The sequence below is a fragment of the Curtobacterium sp. SP.BCo genome, assembly GCF_051903265.1.
Taxonomy (GTDB): Bacteria; Actinomycetota; Actinomycetes; order Actinomycetales; family Microbacteriaceae; genus Curtobacterium.
The window spans coordinates 3,650,890-3,670,927 of sequence record NZ_CP194337.1; the positions used below are offsets into that span (position 1 = coordinate 3,650,890).

Genomic DNA, 20,038 nt, shown 5'->3' on the forward strand with positions numbered 1-20,038 from the left:
GCAACGTCAGTGGGCACGCCCTCACGCGACTGCCGTGGCCGACTGCGGTCGGAGGCGCTCGTCGCGGCGCTACTGGGCGTCGCCGTCCTCCTCCGGGTTGAAGTGCGAGTCGTCCCCGACGTGTCCGGCGGCGAGACCGTCGGGCTCGTTGGGGATGGTGCTGTCGTCGCCGAGACCGTCCGGCTTCGGGGTGCCCTCGGAGTCGTTCTTCGCTGCGCTGCCGCTGGTGTCGCTCATGGTCTGCTCCCTCGCAGTGGTCGATCCGGAACCGTCGCGGTCCCGGATGGCTGAATCCGGAACGTACCCGTCGCCCCTCGGAACCCTCCGGCCGGAGCGCGCCTTCGGGATGAGCCGACGCCTAGGCTGACGACGTGAACCCGGCCCGCCTGCAGCTGTCGGCGCTCGTCGGTCCCGATGCCGCCCCGCTCGTCACCGGCATGCCCGTGGCCGATGCCTCACGCAACGCCGCCGTCCTCATCCTGTTCGGCACCCTCGACGACGTCCCGAGCGACCGCGCGGCCGACGACGCCCGGGTCTCCCGAGACCTCGACGTCCTGCTCCTCGCCCGTGCCGCGACCCTCCGCGCGCATCCGGGCGAGGTCGCGTTCCCGGGCGGCCGGGTGGACCCCGGCGACACGGACGCGGTGGCGGCAGCGCTCCGCGAAGCCCGGGAGGAGACCGGTCTCGACCCCGCCGGTGTCGACGTCCTCGGGACGATCGCACCCGTCCCGCTGGCGTTCTCCCGACACCTCGTCACGCCGGTGCTCGGGTGGTGGCGTGAGCGGTCGGCGGTGCGCGTCGTCGACGAGGCCGAGTCGGCCGACGTCTTCCGGGCGCCGGTGGCGGACCTGCTCGATCCGGCGCGCCGCGGGGTGACGGTGATCCGTCGTGGCGGCCAGGAGTGGCGCGGTCCGGCGTTCACGATCGACGCCGGGGCCGGGCACCACGTCGTCTGGGGCTTCACCGCGATGCTCTTGGACGCGCTGTTCGACCGCCTGGGCTGGACGGAACCGTGGGACCACGACCGCGAGATCGCGCTGCCCCGACGCTGACGCCGACGCCGACGCCGACCCGCACGCCGACGCCGACGCCGACGCGCACGCCGACGCTCAGTCGAGCCGTTCCGCCGCGTCGGGCACGATGAGCCGCCAGAGTCCAGCGCGCTCCTCGTGCAGGTAGAGGCGGTAGTCGCCGGGCTCGTCGAGCGGGTCCCCGTCGGAGTACTCCACCGCCTGTCCGCCGGTGGTGCACTGGTCGGACGGCGCGAACACCTCGAGTGCGTGCGACGGTGCATCGCCCTTCCGTACATCGGTGACCACAGCCCGGTGCAGCCGGTAGACGCCATCGACATCGGCCGTCCGATCGGTCGCCGTCACCCGTGCGTCGACGACGAGCGACGCGTCCGCGGCTCGCGCCTCCGGAGTGTCGAGCGCGACGTAGTCACGGCACGAGCTGCTCGTCGCACACCCCGCCAGTCCCCCGACCAGCAGCAGCGCCACTCCCACCCCGACCGCGACCGTCTCCCGCATCCTGTCCCCTCCCGACTCCGACCACGGGACGACACCGTCCCGTACTGTTCGATTGTGCCCACCGAACCGCGCGACTGGTTCCTCTCCCGCGACGAACGCGGGAACCTCGCCACCGACGTGCACGCCGGCGCCGCCCGGCCCGACGCCGAGGGCGACACCGGCTCGGACGCTGCTCCGTGGTCCGGCGGCAACCACGTCCGCCCGCTCGTGCACGGCGCCCCGTACTTCGCGCGCATCGAGGCCGAGCTCTCCGCCCTGGAGCCCGGCGACCGGGTCTTCTTCACGGACTGGCGCGGTGACGCCGACGAGCACCTGCTGCCGGACGGTCCGACGATCGGCGACCTGCTCGCCGACTGCGCACGCCGGGGCGTCGAGGTCCGCGGGCTGATCTGGCGCTCGCACGGCGAACGCGTCTCGGCGTCGATCAGCGCCCGCTCGAACGAGCTGCTCGGCCGGAAGATCAACGACGCCGGCGGCGAGGTGCTGCTCGACCAGCGTGTCCGCGTCTTCGGCTCCCACCACCAGAAGTTCTTCGTCGTCCAGCACCGCGCGGATCCCTCACGCGACGTCGCCTTCGTCGGCGGGATCGACCTGTGCCACAGCCGACGGGACGACGCAGCGCACGAAGGCGACCCGCAACCGGTGTCGATCGACGCGCGGTACGGCGAGCGCCCGGCCTGGCACGACGCGTCGATGGAGCTCCGCGGCCCGGTGGTCGCCGACGTCCTCGCGGTGTTCGCCGAGCGGTGGGACGACCCGCAGCCGCTCGACCGCAGCCTGCCGTACCGGATGCTCCTGCAGCGCCTCGTCCACATGCCCCGCCGGCCCGAACCCCTGCCGGAGCGCACGCCTCCGCCACCGCCAGCCGGCCGGCACGCAGTGCAGCTCCTGCGGACCTACGGGGTGAAGCGTCCGCCGTTCCCGTTCGCCCCGCTGGGTGAGCGGAGCATCGCCCGCGCCTACGCGAAGGCCTTCGCCCGCGCCCGCTCCGTGCTCTACATCGAGGACCAGTACCTCTGGTCGCGCGAGGTCGCGACCGGCATCGCTGAGGCGCTCGAGCGCAACGAGGACCTCCGGGTCATCGTCCTCGTCCCCCGGTACCCGAACTCGGACGGCCCGCTCGGTGGCCCGCCGAGCCGTCTCGGACAGATCGACGCGATCACCACCCTCCGCCGGACCGCACCGGACCGGGTCGGTGTCTTCGACCTGGAGCACGAGTCCGGCCGCCCGATCTACATCCACGCGAAGGTCTGCATCGTCGACGACGAGTGGTTCACGATCGGGTCGGACAACTTCAACCGGCGGTCCTGGACCTCCGACAGCGAACTCACGTGTGCCGTCGTGGACACGTCCGACGACGGGGGCGCCCTGGCGCGGGAGCTCCGCCACGAGCTCTGGGCGGAACACCTCGCGACCACGACCGACGACGAGCGGTTCGTCGGGTCCGGCGCCGACCTCCTCGCACTCTGGCGTTCGCACGCTCGCGCACTCGACCACTGGTACGAGGACGGCCAGGTCGGCCCGCGGCCCCCGGGCCGCATCCGACAGCACGAACCCGAGCCGGTCTCGGCGCTGCAGCGCCTCTGGGCGGCCCCGGCCGCTCGGATCGCCGTCGACCCCGACGGCCGGCCCCGCAGGATGCGCGGCTCGACCCGGTTCTGACTGGAGGCGCGGTGCGGGCCCGCCCCGCGCCTCCCGTCCGTACGCTCCCTCCGTTCCACGGCCGTCGTCTACGGTGGTCGCGTGGGGGCACGCGAGAACTGGTGGGACGATCCCGGCGACGACCTGGAGCTGCACCCGGGCCGCGCTCCTCGCGACCGGACCCGACGCCCACCGGGGGCCGCGGACCTGGTGGCCACCGGGCTGCTCCTCGGCGCTGCGCTCCTGACCGCTCCGGCGGCCTGGTTCGCCGTCGTCATCGGCCAGTTGGCCCTCGCGGCCTGCGCCGAGCCGGCGCCGGCGTGCGACCTGCGCGTTGGTCCGGCCGTGTCGACCTGGCACCCGATCGCGACGGTCGTGGTCCTGGTCGCCGGGGTCGTGTGGTCCATCGCGCGGCGTGCCCGGCAGCGGCGAGGGTGGCCGACCGCGCTGGCCACGCTGCTCGGTGTGGTCGTCGTGTTCCTCGCCGCAGCCGGCACCATCCAGGTCGCGAGCGGTGGCCGCCTGGTCTGAACGGCGTCAGACGGTGGCCTGCGTGCCCCGCGCCTTCCTGACGACCACGTCGATGATGCCCGCGAGCAGGGCCGCCCCGACGAAGCCGAGGGACACCCCGAGCCCGAGCGGCAGCCCCTGGCCGAAGTCACCCTTCGAGTCCGCCAGCACCGAGTAGAAGACGCTGCCGACCGCGGCGATCCCGATCGCGGAACCGACCCGGGCCCCGACCTGGATGAGCCCGCCGGCCGAACCGCCCTGGGCGACCGGCACCTCGGAGAGTGTGAGCGTCTGGTTCGGCGAGATCGTGAGTCCGGAACCGATGCCGGCGACGAGCAGCGGCACGACCAACCACCACCCGAGGTCCGACCGGTAGTGGTTCGCGACGACCCAGACCACCGCGCCGAGGCCGAGGAGCACGAGGATCGTCCCGATGACGATGAGCTGACGACCGAAGCGGTGCACGATCCGACCGCCGATCGTCGACGCGATCCCGGAGCCGACCGCGAACGGCAGCGACGCCAGACCCGCCGTCAGCGCCGAGTAGTGCAGCCCCGACTGGAGCGCGAGCGTGAGGACGAAGAACAGCGGGGTGAACCCGGCGAAGTAGAGCGTGGCGAGCCCGACGCCGAGCGAGAACGACCGGCGGCGGAAGAGTCCGAGGTCGACGACGGGCTCCTTCGTCCTGCCGTACCGCCGTTCCCAGAGCACGAACAGCACGGCGAGCACGACCGCGGCGACCACGAGCCACCACTTCTGGTTGCCCTCCCACACCTGCGACTGCACGAACGGCAGCAGCAGCGCCACGACGGCGGCACCGAGCAGGGCGATGCCGACCGGGTCGAAGTCGTGCTTCTTCCCACGCTCGTGCGCGCTCGCGGCCGGCAGGTAGCGGAAGGCCAGCAGGATCGTGACGAGCCCGACGGGCAGGTTCACGAAGAACACGAATCGCCAGCCGTTCTCCGAGCCGAACGCCGTGATGAGCAGGCCGCCGACGAGCGGGCCGATCGCGGTCGCGATGCCGACGGTGGCACCGAACAGGCCGAACGCGGTGCCCCGCTCCTTGCCGCGGAACAGCTGCTGGATGAGCGCGGTGACCTGCGGGGTGAGCAGACCACCGGCGAGCCCCTGCACGAGGCGGGCGATCACCAGGACGATGCCGTTCGGGGCGAACCCGCACAGCGCACTCGCGAGGGTGAACAGCCCGACGCCGACGACGAACATCCGTCGGCGTCCGGTGGCGTCGCCGAGGCGCCCACCCGGGACGAGCAGCAGGCCGAAGGACAGGGCGTACCCGGAGAGGATCCACTGGACGGCCTCGGGCGTCGCGCCGGGCAGTCCGGTGGAGATGGACTGCAGCGCGACGTTGACGATCGAGACGTCGAGCAGCACGATCCCGCCGCCGAGCAGGCAGATGACGAGTGCCTTCCAACGGTTCGGATCGGGCTGGTCGTCGGAGTCGTCGCGCTCGGGTGCGGCGTCCCGGGGTGCGGCGTCCTGGGATGTGTCGTCTTGGGAAGTGTCGTCCTGGGATGCGCGGTCTTGGGGTGCGCGGTCTTGGGGTGCGGCGACGGCGGCAGCGTGGTGGGCTGCGTGGTGCGCGACGGCGGGAGCCGCATCGGGCTCGACGGGTTTGCGGTGTTCAGCTGCCATGACGCTGCCACGGTAGGCCGCCGATGCTGTCCGGTCCGGAGGCTACGGACAACCGTCCGTACCCCACCGGCTATGCTGCCCTCGAGGGAAAAACGCGGCCGGTCAGGTCGTGGCGACACGTGGGCCGTCCGGTCCGCCACTTCTGAACGGTCAGGAGTGCGCGATGCACGACACCATCACCCGTCCCCCCTTCGACACAGAGCTCGGCGGTTTCATCGACGCGCTGCACGCCCGCGGACCGTTCCGGTTCGACCCGGGGATGCTGCCCCGGATGCGCGAGCTCGAGAGCACCGAGGCCGAACTCGACGCCCGGCTCGCCGGACGTGGACTCGAACGGCACGCTCGGACCGTCCCGGGGCACCTCGGCGATCCCGTCACGATCGCCGTCATCGAGCGGACCGGACGGACCGGCACCGCACCGTGCTTCCTCGCGTTCCACGGCGGCGGGATGATGTTCGGCCACCACCTCGGCAACCTCGAGTCCTACGATCCCCTGCTCGACCACGACGCCGTCCTGGTCAGCGTGGACTACCGGCTCGCCCCCGAGCACCCCGACCCGACACCCGTCGAGGACTGCTACGCGGCCCTGGTCTGGGTCGCCGAGCACGCGGACGAGCTCGGCGTCGACCCGGACCGGATCGTGCTCGTCGGCCAGAGCGCCGGCGGTGGGCTCGCAGCGGGGACGGCGCTCCTCGCCCGGGACCGCAGCGGTCCCGCCGTGTTCGCGCAGATCCTGGTGTCGCCCATGCTCGACGACCGGGACGACACCACCTCGACGCAGCAGTTCGACGGCGTCGGCGTGGCGGACCGCGACTTCGTCCGGACCGGCTGGCGTGCGTACCTCGGCGATCGGCGCGGGACGGAGGCCGTCTCGCCGTACGCCGCCCCGGCACGCGCGACGGATCTCCGCGGGCTGCCGAAGACCTACGTCGACTGCGGCAGCGCGGAGGTGTTCCGCGACGAGACCGTCGCCTTCGCCAGCCGGCTCTGGGCTGCCGGGTGCGACGCGGAGCTCCACGTCTGGCCGGGGGCCTTCCACGGGTTCACGAGCATGCAGCCGGATGCACGGCTCTCCCGCGTCGCGGTCGCTGCACTCGCCGACTGGACCGCACGACTCCTGGCGGACTGAGATGTCCCTCCCGAGGTGGACGCGCGGCGCCGACGTCGTCCGTAGCGTTGCGTGGACGCACAACGAGGGGAGAACACGATGATGGAGAACGTGGGTGTCGCGCACCTGCTGGTGATCCTGGTCATCCTGGCGCTGGAGGTCCTGGCGTTGGTCCAGGTCTGGCGGGATGCTCGGCGGAGCGACGCAGTGAAGGTCGTCTGGACCGCGGTGATCGTCCTGGTCCCGGTGATCGGCGTGCTCGGTTGGGCCGTGAACTGGCTGCTCGGCCGCGCGGCGGACCGGTTGAACCGGTCGAACGGCCCGGCGGCGTAGTCCGGGCGCGTGGCGCGGGCGCGTGCGCGGGCGCGTGCGCGGGCGCGTGCGCGGGCGCGGGCGCGCTTCGTGAGCAGAAACGGTCGAGTGCCGTCGAGCAACTCGACCATTTCTGCTCACGAAGCACGCGGGCGGTGGCGGGCCCAGAGCCCCGACACGGATACAGTTCGCGCATGACCGACGTCGATCCCAGCCGGCTCCGCCACGACGCCGTGCTGCTCGCCGGCGGCCGGGCGTCGCGACTCGGCGGCATCGACAAGACGGCGCTGCGCGTTGGTGGTGTCGCGCTGTCGGATCGGGCACTGATCGCGGCGAGCGCTGCCGCACGCATCGTGCTCGTCGGGCTCCGGGAGGACCGACCTGCGCCCCCGGGTGTCGTCCTCACCCGCGAGGACCCGCCGTTCGCCGGGCCGGTCGCAGCGATCGTCGCCGGACTGGCAGCGATGCCGTCGACGCCCGAGGCAGATGCCGCGCCCTCGCCCGCGTGGACACTCGTCCTGGCCTGCGACCTGGTCGACCCCGAGCGAGCCGTGTCCGCCCTGCTGCGCGCCGCGACCGCAATGGGGCCCGCCACTGCGGTGAACCCCGCGCCCGACGGGACCATCGCGGTCGACGAGGACGGCCGCAGGCAACCGCTCCTCGCGCTCTACCGGACGTCGGCCCTGCGGCGCGCGATCCGCGACGCCGGCGATCCCGAGGGCATGTCGATGCGCCGGCTCCTCGCCCCGCTCGACCTCCTCGAGGTCCCGCTGCCCGGTGCACTCTGTGCGGACGTCGACGAGCCGGACGACGTCTCCCGGCTCCTCGACGACACGACCCTGCTTGACTGACGGCATGACCACAGACGACGTCCTCGCCGCTTGGACCGCCGAGCTCACCGCGGCACTCGGTTTCCCGGAGGGCTTCGAACTCGATCGTGACGTCGTGCTCGACCTCGCCCGCGATGCCGCACACGGCGTCGCCCGACCGGCGGCACCGCTCACCACCTTCCTCGTCGGGTACGCAGCCGGACTGCGCGGGGGCACGGCCGACGACGTCGCCGCCACCGCGTCGGTCGCGAGCCGGCTCGCGGTCGCGCGGAACCCGGAGTCGACGGCACAGTGACCGCGGTCCTGCTCCCCTGGCAGTCCGCGCGAGCGGAAGCCCACCGCCAGGGTGCACGGCTCGCCGTCGGCGCGGTCGACCTCGACCTGTCCGCTGCCCTCGGCCGGACGCTCGCCGCCGACCTGACCGCCCCCGGCGACGTCCCCGGTCACGACGGCGCAGCGATGGACGGGTGGGCCGTCGCGGGTGCGGGCCCGTGGGACCTCGACGCGCCGATCGTCGCCGGCGCGGTGCCCCCGACCGAGGTCCTGCGCCCCGGACGTGCTCGACCGATCACGACCGGCGCCCCGGTGCCCCCGGGCACCTCGGCCGTCGTCCGGACGGAGGACGCCGGCGTCGACGCGTCCGGACGCCTGGTCCGTCACACCGCCTCCGCGCGACGGCACGTCCGGCCCGCGGGCGAGGAGGTCTCCCGCGGTGCGCTCCTGTTCGGCGCGGGTGCCCTCCTGACACCGCCTCGGGCCGCGCTCGCAGCGGCGTCCGGTGTCGACCGTGTCCTGGTCGCGCCGCAGCCGACCGTCCGGGTGGCGGTCCTCGGGGACGAGGTCGTCGGCGCGGGGGTCCCGCGTCCGGGCCAGGTGCGGGACGTGTTCACCCACACGCTGCCCGCCGTCCTGCGCTCCTACGGTGCGGAACCCGTCGCGGCCGAACGTGTCCCCGACGACGCCGACCGGACCGCGTCGTTGTTCGACACCGCCCACGAACAGCTCGTCGTGACGACCGGCGGCACCGCGGGATCGTCGACCGACCACGTCCGCGGCGCGCTGGACCGGATCGGTGCGGAACTCCTCCTCGACCGTGTCGACGTCCGCCCCGGGCGACCGATGCTGCTCGCCCGCCGCGACCGGACCCTGTTCCTGTGCCTGCCGGGCAACCCGATGGCGGCGATGGTCTGTGCCGTGCTGTTCGGCGGCCCGCTCGTCGCCGGGCTGCTCGGTCGTCCGCTGGAACCGTCCGTGCCCGTCCGTTCGGCGGTCGACGTCCCGAACGACCGACCGGGTGGGCTCGTCCTCGCGCACCGCGACACCCCGGACGGCGCGGTCCCCGCCAGGCACCAGACCTCCGCGATGCTGCGCGGGCTGGCCGACGCGGACGGTCTCATCGTGGTGGGTCCGGGTGGCGCCACAGCCGGATCGACGGTGCCGGGCATCCGACTGCCGTGGCACTGAATCCGCACTGCCCTGGCGGGCTGCCCGCGCCAGGTGGTAGACCCGAGCCATGAGCCGGATCACCGCGCGGAAGCGCGTCACCCGCATCACCGTCGCAACGTCCCGCTCGGTCCGTGACGACCTGCTCGCCGTCGAGGAGCCCCTGGAGATCCGTGTCGGTGGGACTTCGCTCGCCATCACCATGCGGACCCCGGGCAACGACGTCGACCTGGCCGCGGGCTTCCTGGTCTCCGAGGGTGTGATCGCCCGCGGGGACCACTTCGCCGCGGCGCGGTACTGCGCAGGCGCGACGGACGAGGGGCTGAACACCTACAACGTGCTCGACGTGACCCTCGCCCCGGGTGTCCCCGCGCCGGACCCGAGCCTCGAGCGCGCCTTCTACACGACGAGCTCCTGCGGCCTCTGCGGCAAGGCGAGCATCGACGCGGTGCGCACGACCTCCCAGCACAGCGTCCTGCACGACGACCTCGTCCTCGACCCGGCGCTCCTCGCCACGTTCCCCGATCAGCTCCGCGACGCCCAGGCGGTGTTCGAGAAGACGGGCGGTCTGCACGCGGCCGCGCTCTTCGACGGACGCACCGGCCGGATGCTCGTCCTCCGCGAGGACGTCGGTCGGCACAACGCCGTCGACAAGGTCGTCGGCTGGGCGGTGAAGGAGGACCTCCTCCCCCTGACCGGGATGGTCCTCATGGTGTCCGGCCGTGCGAGCTTCGAACTCACGCAGAAGGCGTCGATGGCCGGGATCCCGGTGCTGGCGGCCGTGTCCGCGCCGTCGTCGCTCGCCGTGGACCTCGGGAAGGAGGTCGGCGTCACCATCGTGGGGTTCCTCCGCGGGCAGAGCATGGTGGTCTACAGCCGACCCGAGCGGATCACCGAGCCGGCACGCGCCCGAGCAGACGAACACGAACACGAACCGACACCCGCACCCGCACCCGCAGAAGCGGAAGCAACAGCAGAAGCAGTGAGCGCACCGTGACCGAACAGCCCCCCGCCGACGACGTCACCGATGCCGACATCACGGTCGGCGAACCGAAGGACTGGGCCGCGGGGGTGCCCGGCGTCCTGCACTCGATGGACCCCGCCATCAAGCAGCTCGGCCTCACCCGCACCCTGAAGCTCATGACGTCCCTCAACCAGAAGGGCGGCTTCGACTGCATGAGCTGCGCCTGGCCGGACCCCGACCACCGCAAGGTGGCGGAGTTCTGCGAGAACGGCGCCAAGGCCGTCACGTGGGAGGCGAACCCGGTGCTCGTCCCCCGCTCGTTCTGGGCCGAGCACTCCGTCGACGACCTCGCCGACAAGACCGAGTACTGGCTCGGCATGCAGGGACGATTGACCGAGCCGGTGTGGAAGCCCGCCGGCAAGGACCACTACGAGCCGGTGTCGTGGGAGCGCGCGTTCGAGATCATCGCCGACAAGCTGAACGGACTGGCGAGTCCCGACGAGGCGTCGTTCTACACCTCGGGACGCACGAGCAACGAGGCCGCGTTCGCCTACCAGCTCTTCGTCCGCGCCTTCGGCACCAACAACCTGCCCGACTGCTCGAACATGTGCCACGAGTCGACGAGCCTGGCGATGGCCGAGGTCGTCGGCATCGGCAAGTCGACCATCGCGTACGACGACTTCGAGCACACCGAGCTCATCATCGTGATGGGCCAGAACCCGGGCACGAACCACCCCCGCATGCTCACCGCGCTCGAGGACGCCAAGAAGAACGGCGCCGAGATCGTCGCGGTGAACCCGCTGCCCGAGGCGGGCCTCCGCCGCTACAAGAACCCGCAGCGCGTCCGCGGGGTCGTCGGGCACGGGACGCAGATCGCCGACCAGTTCCTGCAGATCCGGCTCGGCGGGGACATGGCACTGCTGCAGGCGCTCGCGAAGCGCGTCGTGCTCGCCGAGCAGAAGACCCCCGGGGTGGTCGACCACGCGTTCATCGAGGCGCACACCAGCGGGTACGAGGCATTCGTCGAGCACATCCTGCAGGTCGACGACGACGAGGTCGTCCGCGCCACCGGGCTCACCATCGAGGAGATCGACGAGCTCGCCGAGCGCTACCTGCACTCCGAACGGACGATCATCACCTGGGCGATGGGCATCACCCAGCACACGAAGGCCGTCGACACCATCAAGGAGATCATCAACCTCCTGCTCCTCCGCGGGAACATCGGCCGCCCGGGCGCCGGCGCCTCCCCGATCCGTGGGCACAGCAACGTGCAGGGCGACCGCACGATGGGCATCTGGGAGCAGATGCCCGACACGTTCCTCGACGCGTTGGCGAGGGAGTTCCACTTCGAACCGCCGCGCGAGCACGGTGTCGACGCACTCAAGGGCATCCACGCGATGCGCTCCGGCGACATCCGGTTCTGGATGGGCATGGGCGGCAACCTCGTCGCCGCGATCTCCGACAGCCAGCTCGCGGAACAAGCGTTCCGCGGCACCGAGATGACCGTGCAGGTGTCCACCAAGCTGAACCGGTCCCACGCCGTCGTCGGTGACGAGGCGCTCATCCTGCCCACCATGGGCCGCACCGAGATCGACGTCCAGGCCGCCGGCCCGCAGTTCGTCTCCGTCGAGGACACCGTCTGCTCCGTGCACGGCAGCCACGGGCAGGTCCCGCCCGTCGCACCCGGGCTGCTCTCCGAGGTCGCGATCGTCTGCGAGCTCGCCCGCGCCACCCTCGGGGACCGCGTCGCCGTCGACTGGCAGGCCATGCGCGACGACTACGACGTCATCCGCGACCACATCAGCCGCGTGGTCCCCGGCTTCGACGACTACTCCCGCCGGGCCGGCAGCAAGGAGGGCTTCGTCCTGCCGAACGGTCCGCGCGACTCCCGGACCTTCGCGACCGAGACCGGCAAGGCGATGCTGACCGTCAACGAGCTGGAGCACGTGGAACGCCCCGAGGGCACGCTGCTGCTGCAGACCCTGCGGTCCCACGACCAGTACAACACCACGATCTACAGCCTCAACGACCGCTACCGCGGCATCAAGAAGGGGCGGCACGTCGTCTTCGTGAACCCCGACGACCTCGCGGAACTCGGGCTGTCCGACGGCGAGCACGTCGACATCGAGACGGTGTGGGACGACGACGTCGAGCGCGTCCTCCGCGGGTACCGGATCGTCGCGTACCCGAGTGCGCGCGGCTGCGCCGCCGCGTACTTCCCCGAGGCCAACGTGCTCGTGCCGCTCGACAGCGCGGCCAAGGGCAGCAATACCCCGGTGTCGAAGGCGGTGCCGGTCCGGCTGACACGGGTGGCCGTGCCGGCCGCCGTGGAGTGATCCGCTGAATCCAACCGTCTCCGGGATGGTCGGTCCCGGGACGGTCTGGCCTGGAGGCGCGGCTGGTGTCCGCCGTGCGCGTTAGGCTCCCCAGGTCCACACGACGTGCCGACGGCCCGGCCGGACCCGATCCCCACGAGAGGCACCTGCGATGAGCATGGAAGGCGCGGCCTGGAGCTCGCTGTACAAGATCTCCACCGCCCGGGACGGCAAGCACGGGTTCTCCCGTGCGTCCCTCCGGCGGATCATGACGTTCGCCGTGCCCTACCGGGCCAAGCTGGTGGTCTTCATCGCGCTCTCGGTGGTGGGGGCGTTCCTCGCCGTCGCGACGCCGGTGCTCGCCGGCCAAGTCGTCGACGTCATCGCCGCACGGGGCGCGGTCAGCACGATCGTGTGGCTGGCGGTCGTCATCGCCATCGTGGCCGTGGCCGACGCGGCCTCGTCCCTGCTGACCCGCTGGTACTCCGCACGCATCGGCGAGGGCGTCATCCTCGACCTCCGCACCGCCGTGTTCAACCACGTGCAGAAGATGCCCATCGCCTTCTTCACCCGGACCCGCACGGGTGCCCTCGTGAGCCGCCTGAACAACGACGTGATCGGGGCGCAGCAGGCCTTCAGCGGCACGCTGTCCGGGGTGGTCACGAATCTGGTGGCGCTCGTCCTGACCCTCGCCGTGATGCTCAGCACGTCCTGGCTCGTGACCGTCATCGCCGTGGTCATGCTGCCGGTGTTCCTCATCCCGGCTCGCCGGATGGGCAGCCGTCTGGCCGCGCTCCGCCGTGAGGCCGCCGACCACAACTCGGCGATGAGCACGCAGATGACCGAGCGGTTCTCCGCGCCCGGCGCCACCCTCGTCAAGCTCTTCGGCCGGCCCGACGAAGAGGCCGAGGAGTTCCGCGTCCGCGCCGCCCGGGTCCGCGACATCGGGGTGCGCACCGCGATGCTGCAGTTCGTCTTCGTCACCGCGTTGATGCTCGTCTCCGCGCTCGCCCTCGCCCTGGTCTACGGGCTCGGCGGCTCGCTCGCGCTGGGCGGATCGCTGAACACCGGCGACGTCGTCACCCTGGCGCTCCTCCTCACCCGCCTCTACGCGCCGCTCACCAGCCTCGCCAACGCACGGGTCGAGATCATGAGCGCGGTGGTCAGCTTCGAGCGCGTCTTCGAGGTGCTCGACCTCGAGCCGCTCATCCAGGAGAAGCCCGACGCCTCCGCCGTCCCCGAGGGCCCGGTGTCCGTCGAGTTCGACGACGTCCGCTTCGCGTACCCGTCCGCCGACAAGGTGTCGCTCGCCTCGCTCGAGGAGGTCGCCACGCTGGACACCCGCGGCGGCGAGGAAGTGCTGCACGGCGTCTCGTTCCGGATCGAACCCGGGCAGACCGTTGCCCTCGTCGGGACCTCCGGCGCCGGCAAGTCCACGATCGCGCAGCTCCTCTCCCGCCTGTACGACGTCGACAGCGGCGCCGTCCGGCTGGCCGGCGCCGACGTGCGGGACGTGACGTTCGCCTCCATGCGGCACACCCTCGGGATGGTGACCCAGGACGGGCACCTGTTCCACGAGACCATCGGCTCCAACCTCCGGCTCGCGCGGCCCGAGGCGACCGACGACGAGGTGTGGGACGCCGTCCGGCGCGCACGGCTCGAGCCCCTCATCCGCTCGCTGCCGGACCAGCTGGACACCATGGTCGGCGAACGCGGCTACCGGCTGTCCGGCGGTGAACGGCAGCGCATGACCATCGCGCGGCTCCTGCTCGCCCAGCCGCGCGTCGTCATCCTCGACGAGGCGACGGCGGCGCTCGACTCGACCTCGGAGGCCGCCGTGCAGGCCGCCCTCAGCGAGGCGCTGGAGGGCCGGACCGCGATGGTGATCGCCCACCGCCTCTCCACCATCCGCAGCGCAGACCTCATCCTCGTCGTCGAGGACGGCTCGATCGTGCAGCGCGGGACGCACGACGAACTGCTCGCCGCTGGCGGACGCTACGAGGAACTGCACCGGACCCAGTTCGCGGTGCAGAAGAACGTCGCCGCCGAGGAGAGCGCGCTGCACGCACCCCGGTGACGGCAGGTTCGGGGTACACGGACCAGGCGGATCGCCAGAGCGTCACGAATACGTTCCAGAGGACACCGTGATCCGCGGTGCTCGGACAGCGAACGCTGTGCAACCCGCCCCGCAAGGGCTGGGCTGTCGTGCCCACAGCATCGGCACGACTGCTCGCATCAGGAAGGCAACACCATGCGCAAGAGCCTCAAGACCTCCATCACCCTCGCCACCACCGGCGCCCTGGTGCTCGGCGGTGCCGCGTTCGGCATCTCCTCCGCCCAGGCCTCGACCCCGGCGATCCACACGGTGTCCTCGTCCTCGTCGAAGATCCCCGCCCCCGTGGCATCGGTGCCCGAGGTCCTCGGCGGCAACACCGCCGTCGCGCTCGACTCCGGCTTCACCGACGCCCTCACCGCGCTGAAGCTGACCCCGGGCGTGTCCGGCAACGCCAAGCTCGCCGACGGGTCCGTGTCGTTCCCGATCACCGCCGGGTCGGTGACGTACTGGTCGCCGGACGGCAACTACCGCCCCTACGTGCAGGGCCTGCTCAACCACGACGGCTCCGGCCTGACGCTGACCGCGGGCGAGACCACGGTCACGCTGGAGAACTTCGTCGTGAACCCGGGCTCGTCCAAGCTCTACGGTGACGTCCTGGTCAACGGCAAGGTCGCCGTCGCGAACGCGTACCTGTTCTCCCTGCACGGTGGCACCCTCAAGCCGCTGCAGCTCGAGGGCGACAACGCGATCCTGACCGGCACCACGGTGCACGTCTCCGCCGACGCCGCGAAGCTGCTCAACAGCACCTTCAAGACCGACGCCGTCAAGAGCGGCCTCCTCGTCGGCACCGCGACCATCACCGCCAAGATCAAGTAACACCCAGCAACGAGATCGCGCACGGGAGGCGCGGTGCCGACTGGCACCGCGCCTCCCGTCCGTCACGAGCGGGCCGAACGGAACACGGGGTCGACGGGACCACCGAGCGGCCACCAGGTGGCCCCCGTCGGAGCCTCGACCGTCCACGGCGGCGCCTGCACCGGGTACACCCGCGTCGTGACCGAACGTCCGGCGCTGGTGAAGACCTCGACCACGGAACCGTCGAGGAGCACCCGCACGGCCGGGCGGTCGGACGCACCGTCGAACGGACGCCGGACCACCGCTGGGCTCCGGTCGGCACGCGGGTCCGCGCTGGCACACGAACGGTCGACGGTCAGTGTGTCCGCATCGGTGTCCACGACGACGTCGAGGAACTCCGTGTCGGAGAACCGGAACCGGATGCGTCCGGTGACGGGGTCGTGGAGCACGACCTCGGCCTGGGCGTCGATCGTGGCTCCGTCCGCGCTCGTCGGTCCGCCCGCACGGAGCACATCGACGGCAGGGTGCGGCTCGGTGCGGAGGCGTCCGCCCTCGATCCAGGCACGTCGAGGCAGGGAGATCGCGCCGGACCACCCCGCCTGCTCGGTCCACTGCGGGGTCCGGCCCTCGGTGACCCAGCCGAACAGCACCGGCCCCCACGAGCCCGTCCGCATCACCGACGCCGCGTAGAAGTGCTGGCCGTCGTCGATGCGGTACGGCCGAGGATCTCCGGTCAGCGGGACCGCGAGCACGTCGCCGGGCCCGTCCGCGTGGGACCACGACGCGACGATCGCCACGTCGGAACCGTCGATCGTGATGACCTGAGGGCACTCCCAGCCCTCCCCCGTGTCGACGCCGTGCACCGTCTCGCGGGGCATGGTGACGAGGTCGCCGACGAAGGTCCAGTCGATGCCGTCGGCCGAGCGGTAGTGCCGGACGGACGCGACCTGGTCGGCAGCCGCGGCACCGACGGCCATCGACCAGCCGTCATCGTGCTGCCAGACGAACGGATCGCGGAACATGGTGATCGCCTCGTCCGCGGCGGGGTCCGCGACCACCTGGACCGGCGCGCCGAACGTGTTGCCACCGTCGGTCGACTCGGCGAGCAGCACCGACTGGAACGGACTGTGGTCGACCTTGCCGGAGTAGTAGGCCCGGACGACGCCGTCGTGCAGGACTGTGTTGCCCGACCACGCACCACCGGAGTCGGCACCGCCCGGCAGCGGCACGATCGCCGGACGGTGGAGCGTCCAGTGCACGAGGTCGTCGCTCGTCGCGTGCCCCCACTCCACCGGGACGTCGAGGTCGACCCGCGGCCGGGACTGGAAGTACAGGTGTGCCTCTCCGCCGATGTCGATCGGGCCGTTCGGGTCGTTGACGTAACCGCGGGGCAGCCGGACGTGGAACTGCGGGAGGTGGTGGTCGGCTGCTGCTGCTGCTGTCACGGTGGGTGCTGCTTCCTGGAGGGGTGCCGGGACGCGGGCGTCCGTCACGGGCGTGTCGGTCATCGGGACGATCCCGCCGTGACGCCCTCGATGAAGTACCGCTGCGCGACGATGAACAGCAGCACGCTCGGGATCATCGTCAGGACCACGCCGGCGAGCACGACCGAGATCGAGCCGGTGCCGAGGTTGCCCTGCAGACCGACGAGACCGAGCGGCAGCGTGAACGTCTCCTGCTGGTTGAGGAAGATGAGCGGCCGGTAGTACTCGGCCCAGAACCCGGAGAAGTTCAGGATCGCGAGCGTCGCGATCGCCGGGCTGGCCATCCGCGAGTACACGTGCCAGAACACACCGAACTGGGTTGCGCCGTCGATGCGCGCCGCCTCACCGAGCTCCTTCGGCATCTGCATGAAGTACTGCCGCATGAGGAAGGTGCCGAACGCGCTCCCCAGGGCGGGCACGATCAGGGAGGCGATGGAGCCCGTCAGCCCCATGTCCTTCAGGATGACGAACACCGGGATGATGATCGTCTGGATCGGCACCATCATCGTGGCGAGGAAGACGCCGAAGATCGTGTTCTTCCCGGGGAAGCTGATCATCGCGAACGCGTAGCCCGAGAGCGTGCAGGTGATGGTCTGCCCGACGACGATGAGCAGCGTGACGACCACACTGTTCACGAAGAACTGACCGATCGGGATCTGGTCGAACACCGCCGCGTAGTTGCTGAAGTCCCACGAGAGCGGGATCCATTGCGGCGGGTTCTCGAACGACTCGGCCGGCGTGCGGAGCGAGGTGGTCAGCGTCCAGAGCAACGGCCCGAGCGCGAACACGGCGGCGATGATCAGGATGACCAGCCCGATGACGCTGTCGACCTTCGCGACCGGCCTGCGGCGACGGACGATGTGGGCGACGCTCGGCTGCGCGACGGTCTCCGGCGCGTGGAGCGGGTTGATGACGTCGGTGGTCGTCATTGGTAGAACACCAGCTTTCGTGCTGCGATGAACTGGATCCCGGTGATGATGCCGATGATGACGAGCAGCAGGATCGCGATGGCGGAGGCGAACCCGAACTGCAGGTTCTGGAACCCGGCCTGGTACAGGGAGATGGTCGCGGTGGTCGTCGCGGTGCCCGGCCCGCCCTTGGTCATGATGAAGGGTTGGTCGAACAACTGCATGGCGTTGATCATGGCGATGACGGTGGCGAAGAGGATCGTCGGGCTGATCAGTGGGATCTTGATCCGGAAGAGCGTGCGCCACGGTCCGGCGCCGTCGATGGCCGCGGCTTCCTGCACGTCGACCGGGACCGACATCAGGGCCGCGACGAACAGGACGAACGTGAAGCCGACCTGCTGCCAGACCACCACGAGCACCACCGTGACCTTGGCCCAGAACGGGTCGTTCAGCCAGTGGGCCCCAGGGAGCCCGATCTCGTTCAGGTAGTAGTTGATGAGCCCGAACTTCGTGTCGAAGATGTAGCCCATGAAGATCGACACCGCAGCGGACGACGCGAGCAGCGGCAGGTAGAACGACGTCCGGAAGAACACGCGCGTGGCGTTGCGCTTCCGGTTGTTCGCCAGGACCGCCAGCAGCATCCCGAGCGAGATCTGCAGGGCGACGATGCACACGGCGAGCACGACCGTGACCCCGAACGACGCCAGGACCGGGCCGTCGGTGAACAGCCGGACGTAGTTGTCCAGACCGACGAACCTCGGGCTGCTGATCACGTCCCACGACGTGAACGAGAGCCCCAGCGACGCGAGGATCGGGATGAAGGTGAAGACGGCGACGAAGACCACCGCCAGTCCGATCATCGCGTAGCCGAAGGAGGCCTCGCGACGCCGGACGCGCTTGGCCGCCGGGCGGCGGGCTGCGACCTCGGCAGCCCGCCGGGAGCGGATTCCTGTCGTCGTGGTCATCAGGACGCCTGCGCAGCGGCCTTCTCGATGTCGGCCTGCAGGCCGTCGAGCGCCTTCTTCGCGTTGCCGGACGAGATCGCCTGGGTGGTGCGCTGGTTGAGGGCCGTCGCGAGCGCGTTGTAGTACGGCGGGGCGGAGATCGGCACCGAGTTGTCCAGCTGGTCGTAGAACACCGACCAGTGCTCCGGTCCGGTCGTCTTGTACCGATCCGCGGTCAACAACGACTTCTGCGCCGGGGTGGTGACGTTCCCGGGCCAGAGGGCGTCGAAGCTCTCCGGCTGCACCATCAGCTTGATGACCTCGAACGCGAGGTCCTTCTGCTTCGAGGAGTTGAAGATCCCGTAGCCACCGGCCCCGAACAACGACTTGTTGCTCTTCCACGTCGGGAACTGCACGACATCGAAGCTGCCGTCCTTCATGCCGGCGTTGTGGAGTCCGCCGGCCCAGAACCCGCCGCCGATCGTCATGCCGATGCGACCGGACGAGAACAGCCCCTGCAGCGTGCTGCCGCCGCCGACGTCGGGCGACGGTGTCGCCCCGGACTTCTGGAGGTCGATGACGTACTGCAGGGCCTCGACCGCGGCGTCGGAGTTCGCGGTCGGGTCGCCCCACTTCCAGCCGCCCTTCCGACCGCTCACACCCACGGCGTTGTCGTCGAACGCCTTGCTCCCCCAGAGCCAGTCGCCCCCGGAGTAGCGCCCCTCCTCGAGGAGGTTGCCGTCGTTCGCGTACAGGAAGGAGGTCCAGCTGCCCCAGAGCCGCACCACCCAGTCGAACGCGTAGGTGCTGCCACCGACCTTCGCCAGGCGCTCCGCCGACGAGTGGAAGTCGTTCATCGACCAGTTCGCGGCCGGACGTGCGAGCCCGGCCTTGTCGAACAGCGAGGTCGAGTAGAACATGCTCCCCGCGTTGAAGCTGTCCGGCAGCGTGTAGAGGTGCCCCTGGTACATCGTCGACTCGACCAGCGACGGGTGGATGCCAGTGAAGTAGGTCGACAGGCCGGACAGGTTCTTCGTGACGAGGTCGTCGAGCGGCGTCAGCAGGTTCTTCGAGGCGAGCAGCTGCTGCCCCTCGGTCGCGACGCTGACGATGTCGGGGACGTCACCGGACGCGATCTGCGTGAGCACCTTCGCGAGGAAGTCGTTCCAGTCGGTGCCGTTGATGGCGGTGACCTGCAGGCTCGCCTTCTTGTCGAGCTGCCGGATCTTCGGCTCGATGGCCTTCTGGAGGGCGGTCGCCGCGCTCTGCTCACCGAAGTAGAGCATCTTGATCGTGCCCGTCGCGCCACCACCGCTCCCCGCGGTCGAGCACGCGGCCAGCGATCCGACGCCGGCGAGCGCGAGCCCGGCCGCACCGAACTGGAACAGCGTGCGGCGGTCGATCGGGGTGCTGAATCCGTTCGCCATGAGTCGCTCCTCTCTGAGCGATCGTGGCCCCGTCACAGCGGAGCCAATACGTATTTGCT

Annotated in this window: 19 protein-coding genes; 12 read left to right on the forward strand and 7 right to left on the reverse strand. The window is 71.0% G+C overall.

Annotation, left to right across the window (positions count from 1 at the left end; genetic code table 11):
• Positions 1–69: 69 nt before the first annotated feature.
• Positions 70–237: a hypothetical protein gene (locus tag ACRQ4B_RS17340; protein ID WP_439692633.1), complete on the reverse strand. Its 168-nt coding sequence runs from the start codon at positions 235–237 to the stop codon at positions 70–72.
• A gap of 200 nt (positions 238–437) precedes the next feature.
• Between ACRQ4B_RS17340 and ACRQ4B_RS17345 the strand changes: the two genes are divergently transcribed.
• Entirely contained in the window at positions 438–1,052 is a 615-nt protein-coding gene (locus ACRQ4B_RS17345; protein ID WP_439694431.1) for an NUDIX hydrolase, read from the forward strand.
• A 57-nt stretch (positions 1,053–1,109) separates the two neighbouring features.
• On the opposite strand, the gene ACRQ4B_RS17350 is transcribed toward ACRQ4B_RS17345, so the two are convergent.
• Positions 1,110–1,529, reverse strand: coding sequence for a hypothetical protein (locus ACRQ4B_RS17350; RefSeq protein ID WP_439692634.1), 420 nt, complete (start codon positions 1,527–1,529; stop codon positions 1,110–1,112).
• A 54-nt stretch (positions 1,530–1,583) separates the two neighbouring features.
• Here ACRQ4B_RS17350 and ACRQ4B_RS17355 point away from each other — a divergent pair, with 54 nt between their 5' ends.
• Entirely contained in the window at positions 1,584–3,191 is a 1,608-nt protein-coding gene (locus ACRQ4B_RS17355) for a phospholipase D family protein (protein ID WP_439692635.1), read from the forward strand.
• An 81-nt stretch (positions 3,192–3,272) separates the two neighbouring features.
• The gene (locus ACRQ4B_RS17360; RefSeq protein ID WP_439692636.1) at positions 3,273–3,701 is read left to right on the forward strand and encodes a hypothetical protein; all 429 of its coding nucleotides are present in this window, start codon (positions 3,273–3,275) and stop codon (positions 3,699–3,701) included.
• Positions 3,702–3,707: 6 nt separating this feature from the next.
• Here ACRQ4B_RS17360 and ACRQ4B_RS17365 read toward each other — a convergent pair whose 3' ends face one another.
• Positions 3,708–5,333 (reverse strand): MFS transporter, encoded by a 1,626-nt coding sequence (locus tag ACRQ4B_RS17365; protein WP_439692637.1) that lies wholly within the window; start codon positions 5,331–5,333, stop codon positions 3,708–3,710.
• Between the two features lie 163 nt (positions 5,334–5,496).
• Between ACRQ4B_RS17365 and ACRQ4B_RS17370 the strand changes: the two genes are divergently transcribed.
• From ACRQ4B_RS17370 to ACRQ4B_RS17410, 9 genes are all read left to right on the forward strand, one after another.
• A complete protein-coding gene (locus tag ACRQ4B_RS17370) occupies positions 5,497–6,462 on the forward strand; it encodes an alpha/beta fold hydrolase (RefSeq protein ID WP_439692638.1) in 966 nt (321 codons plus the stop codon).
• A 51-nt stretch (positions 6,463–6,513) separates the two neighbouring features.
• Positions 6,514–6,774, forward strand: a complete 261-nt coding sequence (locus tag ACRQ4B_RS17375; RefSeq protein ID WP_439692639.1) for a PLD nuclease N-terminal domain-containing protein — start codon at positions 6,514–6,516, stop codon at positions 6,772–6,774.
• 173 nt (positions 6,775–6,947) lie between these two features.
• Positions 6,948–7,604, forward strand: a complete 657-nt coding sequence (mobA, locus tag ACRQ4B_RS17380; protein ID WP_439692640.1) for a molybdenum cofactor guanylyltransferase — start codon at positions 6,948–6,950, stop codon at positions 7,602–7,604.
• A 4-nt stretch (positions 7,605–7,608) separates the two neighbouring features.
• Complete coding sequence (locus tag ACRQ4B_RS17385; RefSeq protein WP_439692641.1) at positions 7,609–7,878, forward strand: DUF6457 domain-containing protein; 270 nt, start codon at positions 7,609–7,611, stop codon at positions 7,876–7,878.
• Positions 7,875–9,047: a molybdopterin molybdotransferase MoeA gene (locus ACRQ4B_RS17390; RefSeq protein ID WP_439692642.1), complete on the forward strand. Its 1,173-nt coding sequence runs from the start codon at positions 7,875–7,877 to the stop codon at positions 9,045–9,047. Before ACRQ4B_RS17385 ends, ACRQ4B_RS17390 begins: the two co-directional genes overlap by 4 nt.
• 49 nt (positions 9,048–9,096) lie before the next feature.
• The gene (gene fdhD, locus ACRQ4B_RS17395) at positions 9,097–10,023 is read left to right on the forward strand and encodes a formate dehydrogenase accessory sulfurtransferase FdhD (RefSeq protein ID WP_439692643.1); all 927 of its coding nucleotides are present in this window, start codon (positions 9,097–9,099) and stop codon (positions 10,021–10,023) included.
• Positions 10,020–12,326 (forward strand): FdhF/YdeP family oxidoreductase, encoded by a 2,307-nt coding sequence (locus tag ACRQ4B_RS17400; RefSeq protein WP_439692644.1) that lies wholly within the window; start codon positions 10,020–10,022, stop codon positions 12,324–12,326. The genes fdhD and ACRQ4B_RS17400 overlap by 4 nt, the downstream gene beginning before the upstream one ends.
• Before the next feature lie 151 nt (positions 12,327–12,477).
• The gene (locus ACRQ4B_RS17405) at positions 12,478–14,382 is read left to right on the forward strand and encodes an ABC transporter ATP-binding protein (protein WP_439692645.1); all 1,905 of its coding nucleotides are present in this window, start codon (positions 12,478–12,480) and stop codon (positions 14,380–14,382) included.
• A 174-nt stretch (positions 14,383–14,556) separates the two neighbouring features.
• Positions 14,557–15,237, forward strand: coding sequence for a hypothetical protein (locus tag ACRQ4B_RS17410; protein WP_439692646.1), 681 nt, complete (start codon positions 14,557–14,559; stop codon positions 15,235–15,237).
• A gap of 62 nt (positions 15,238–15,299) precedes the next feature.
• Here ACRQ4B_RS17410 and ACRQ4B_RS17415 read toward each other — a convergent pair whose 3' ends face one another.
• Genes ACRQ4B_RS17415 through ACRQ4B_RS17430 form a run of 4 tightly spaced genes read right to left on the reverse strand, consistent with a single transcriptional unit; the run spans position 15,300 to position 19,979 of the window.
• On the reverse strand, positions 15,300–16,724 hold the full coding sequence (locus ACRQ4B_RS17415) for a glycoside hydrolase family 32 protein (RefSeq protein ID WP_439692647.1): 1,425 nt from the start codon (positions 16,722–16,724) through the stop codon (positions 15,300–15,302).
• The gene (locus tag ACRQ4B_RS17420) at positions 16,721–17,629 is read right to left on the reverse strand and encodes a carbohydrate ABC transporter permease (protein ID WP_439692648.1); all 909 of its coding nucleotides are present in this window, start codon (positions 17,627–17,629) and stop codon (positions 16,721–16,723) included. Before ACRQ4B_RS17420 ends, ACRQ4B_RS17415 begins: the two co-directional genes overlap by 4 nt.
• Entirely contained in the window at positions 17,626–18,573 is a 948-nt protein-coding gene (locus ACRQ4B_RS17425) for a carbohydrate ABC transporter permease (RefSeq protein ID WP_439692649.1), read from the reverse strand. Before ACRQ4B_RS17425 ends, ACRQ4B_RS17420 begins: the two co-directional genes overlap by 4 nt.
• Positions 18,573–19,979, reverse strand: a complete 1,407-nt coding sequence (locus ACRQ4B_RS17430; RefSeq protein ID WP_439692650.1) for an ABC transporter substrate-binding protein — start codon at positions 19,977–19,979, stop codon at positions 18,573–18,575. The genes ACRQ4B_RS17425 and ACRQ4B_RS17430 overlap by 1 nt, the downstream gene beginning before the upstream one ends.
• Positions 19,980–20,038 lie beyond the last annotated feature (59 nt).

Excerpts from the sequence above, each read along its gene's own strand:
- ACRQ4B_RS17350 (WP_439692634.1), bottom strand. The coding sequence starts at position 1,529 with ATGCGGGAGACGGTCGCGGTCGGGGTGGGAGTGGCGCTGCTGCTGGTC.
- ACRQ4B_RS17430 (WP_439692650.1), bottom strand. The coding sequence starts at position 19,979 with ATGGCGAACGGATTCAGCACCCCGATCGACCGCCGCACGCTGTTCCAG.
- ACRQ4B_RS17340 (WP_439692633.1), bottom strand. The coding sequence starts at position 237 with ATGAGCGACACCAGCGGCAGCGCAGCGAAGAACGACTCCGAGGGCACC.
- ACRQ4B_RS17410 (WP_439692646.1), top strand. The coding sequence starts at position 14,557 with ATGCGCAAGAGCCTCAAGACCTCCATCACCCTCGCCACCACCGGCGCC.
- fdhD (WP_439692643.1), top strand. The coding sequence starts at position 9,097 with ATGAGCCGGATCACCGCGCGGAAGCGCGTCACCCGCATCACCGTCGCA.
- ACRQ4B_RS17385 (WP_439692641.1), top strand. The coding sequence starts at position 7,609 with ATGACCACAGACGACGTCCTCGCCGCTTGGACCGCCGAGCTCACCGCG.
- ACRQ4B_RS17370 (WP_439692638.1), top strand. The coding sequence starts at position 5,497 with ATGCACGACACCATCACCCGTCCCCCCTTCGACACAGAGCTCGGCGGT.
- ACRQ4B_RS17345 (WP_439694431.1), top strand. The coding sequence starts at position 438 with ATGCCCGTGGCCGATGCCTCACGCAACGCCGCCGTCCTCATCCTGTTC.
- ACRQ4B_RS17365 (WP_439692637.1), bottom strand. The coding sequence starts at position 5,333 with ATGGCAGCTGAACACCGCAAACCCGTCGAGCCCGATGCGGCTCCCGCC.
- ACRQ4B_RS17405 (WP_439692645.1), top strand. The coding sequence starts at position 12,478 with ATGAGCATGGAAGGCGCGGCCTGGAGCTCGCTGTACAAGATCTCCACC.
- mobA (WP_439692640.1), top strand. The coding sequence starts at position 6,948 with ATGACCGACGTCGATCCCAGCCGGCTCCGCCACGACGCCGTGCTGCTC.
- ACRQ4B_RS17425 (WP_439692649.1), bottom strand. The coding sequence starts at position 18,573 with ATGACCACGACGACAGGAATCCGCTCCCGGCGGGCTGCCGAGGTCGCA.
- ACRQ4B_RS17415 (WP_439692647.1), bottom strand. The coding sequence starts at position 16,724 with ATGACCGACACGCCCGTGACGGACGCCCGCGTCCCGGCACCCCTCCAG.
- ACRQ4B_RS17420 (WP_439692648.1), bottom strand. The coding sequence starts at position 17,629 with ATGACGACCACCGACGTCATCAACCCGCTCCACGCGCCGGAGACCGTC.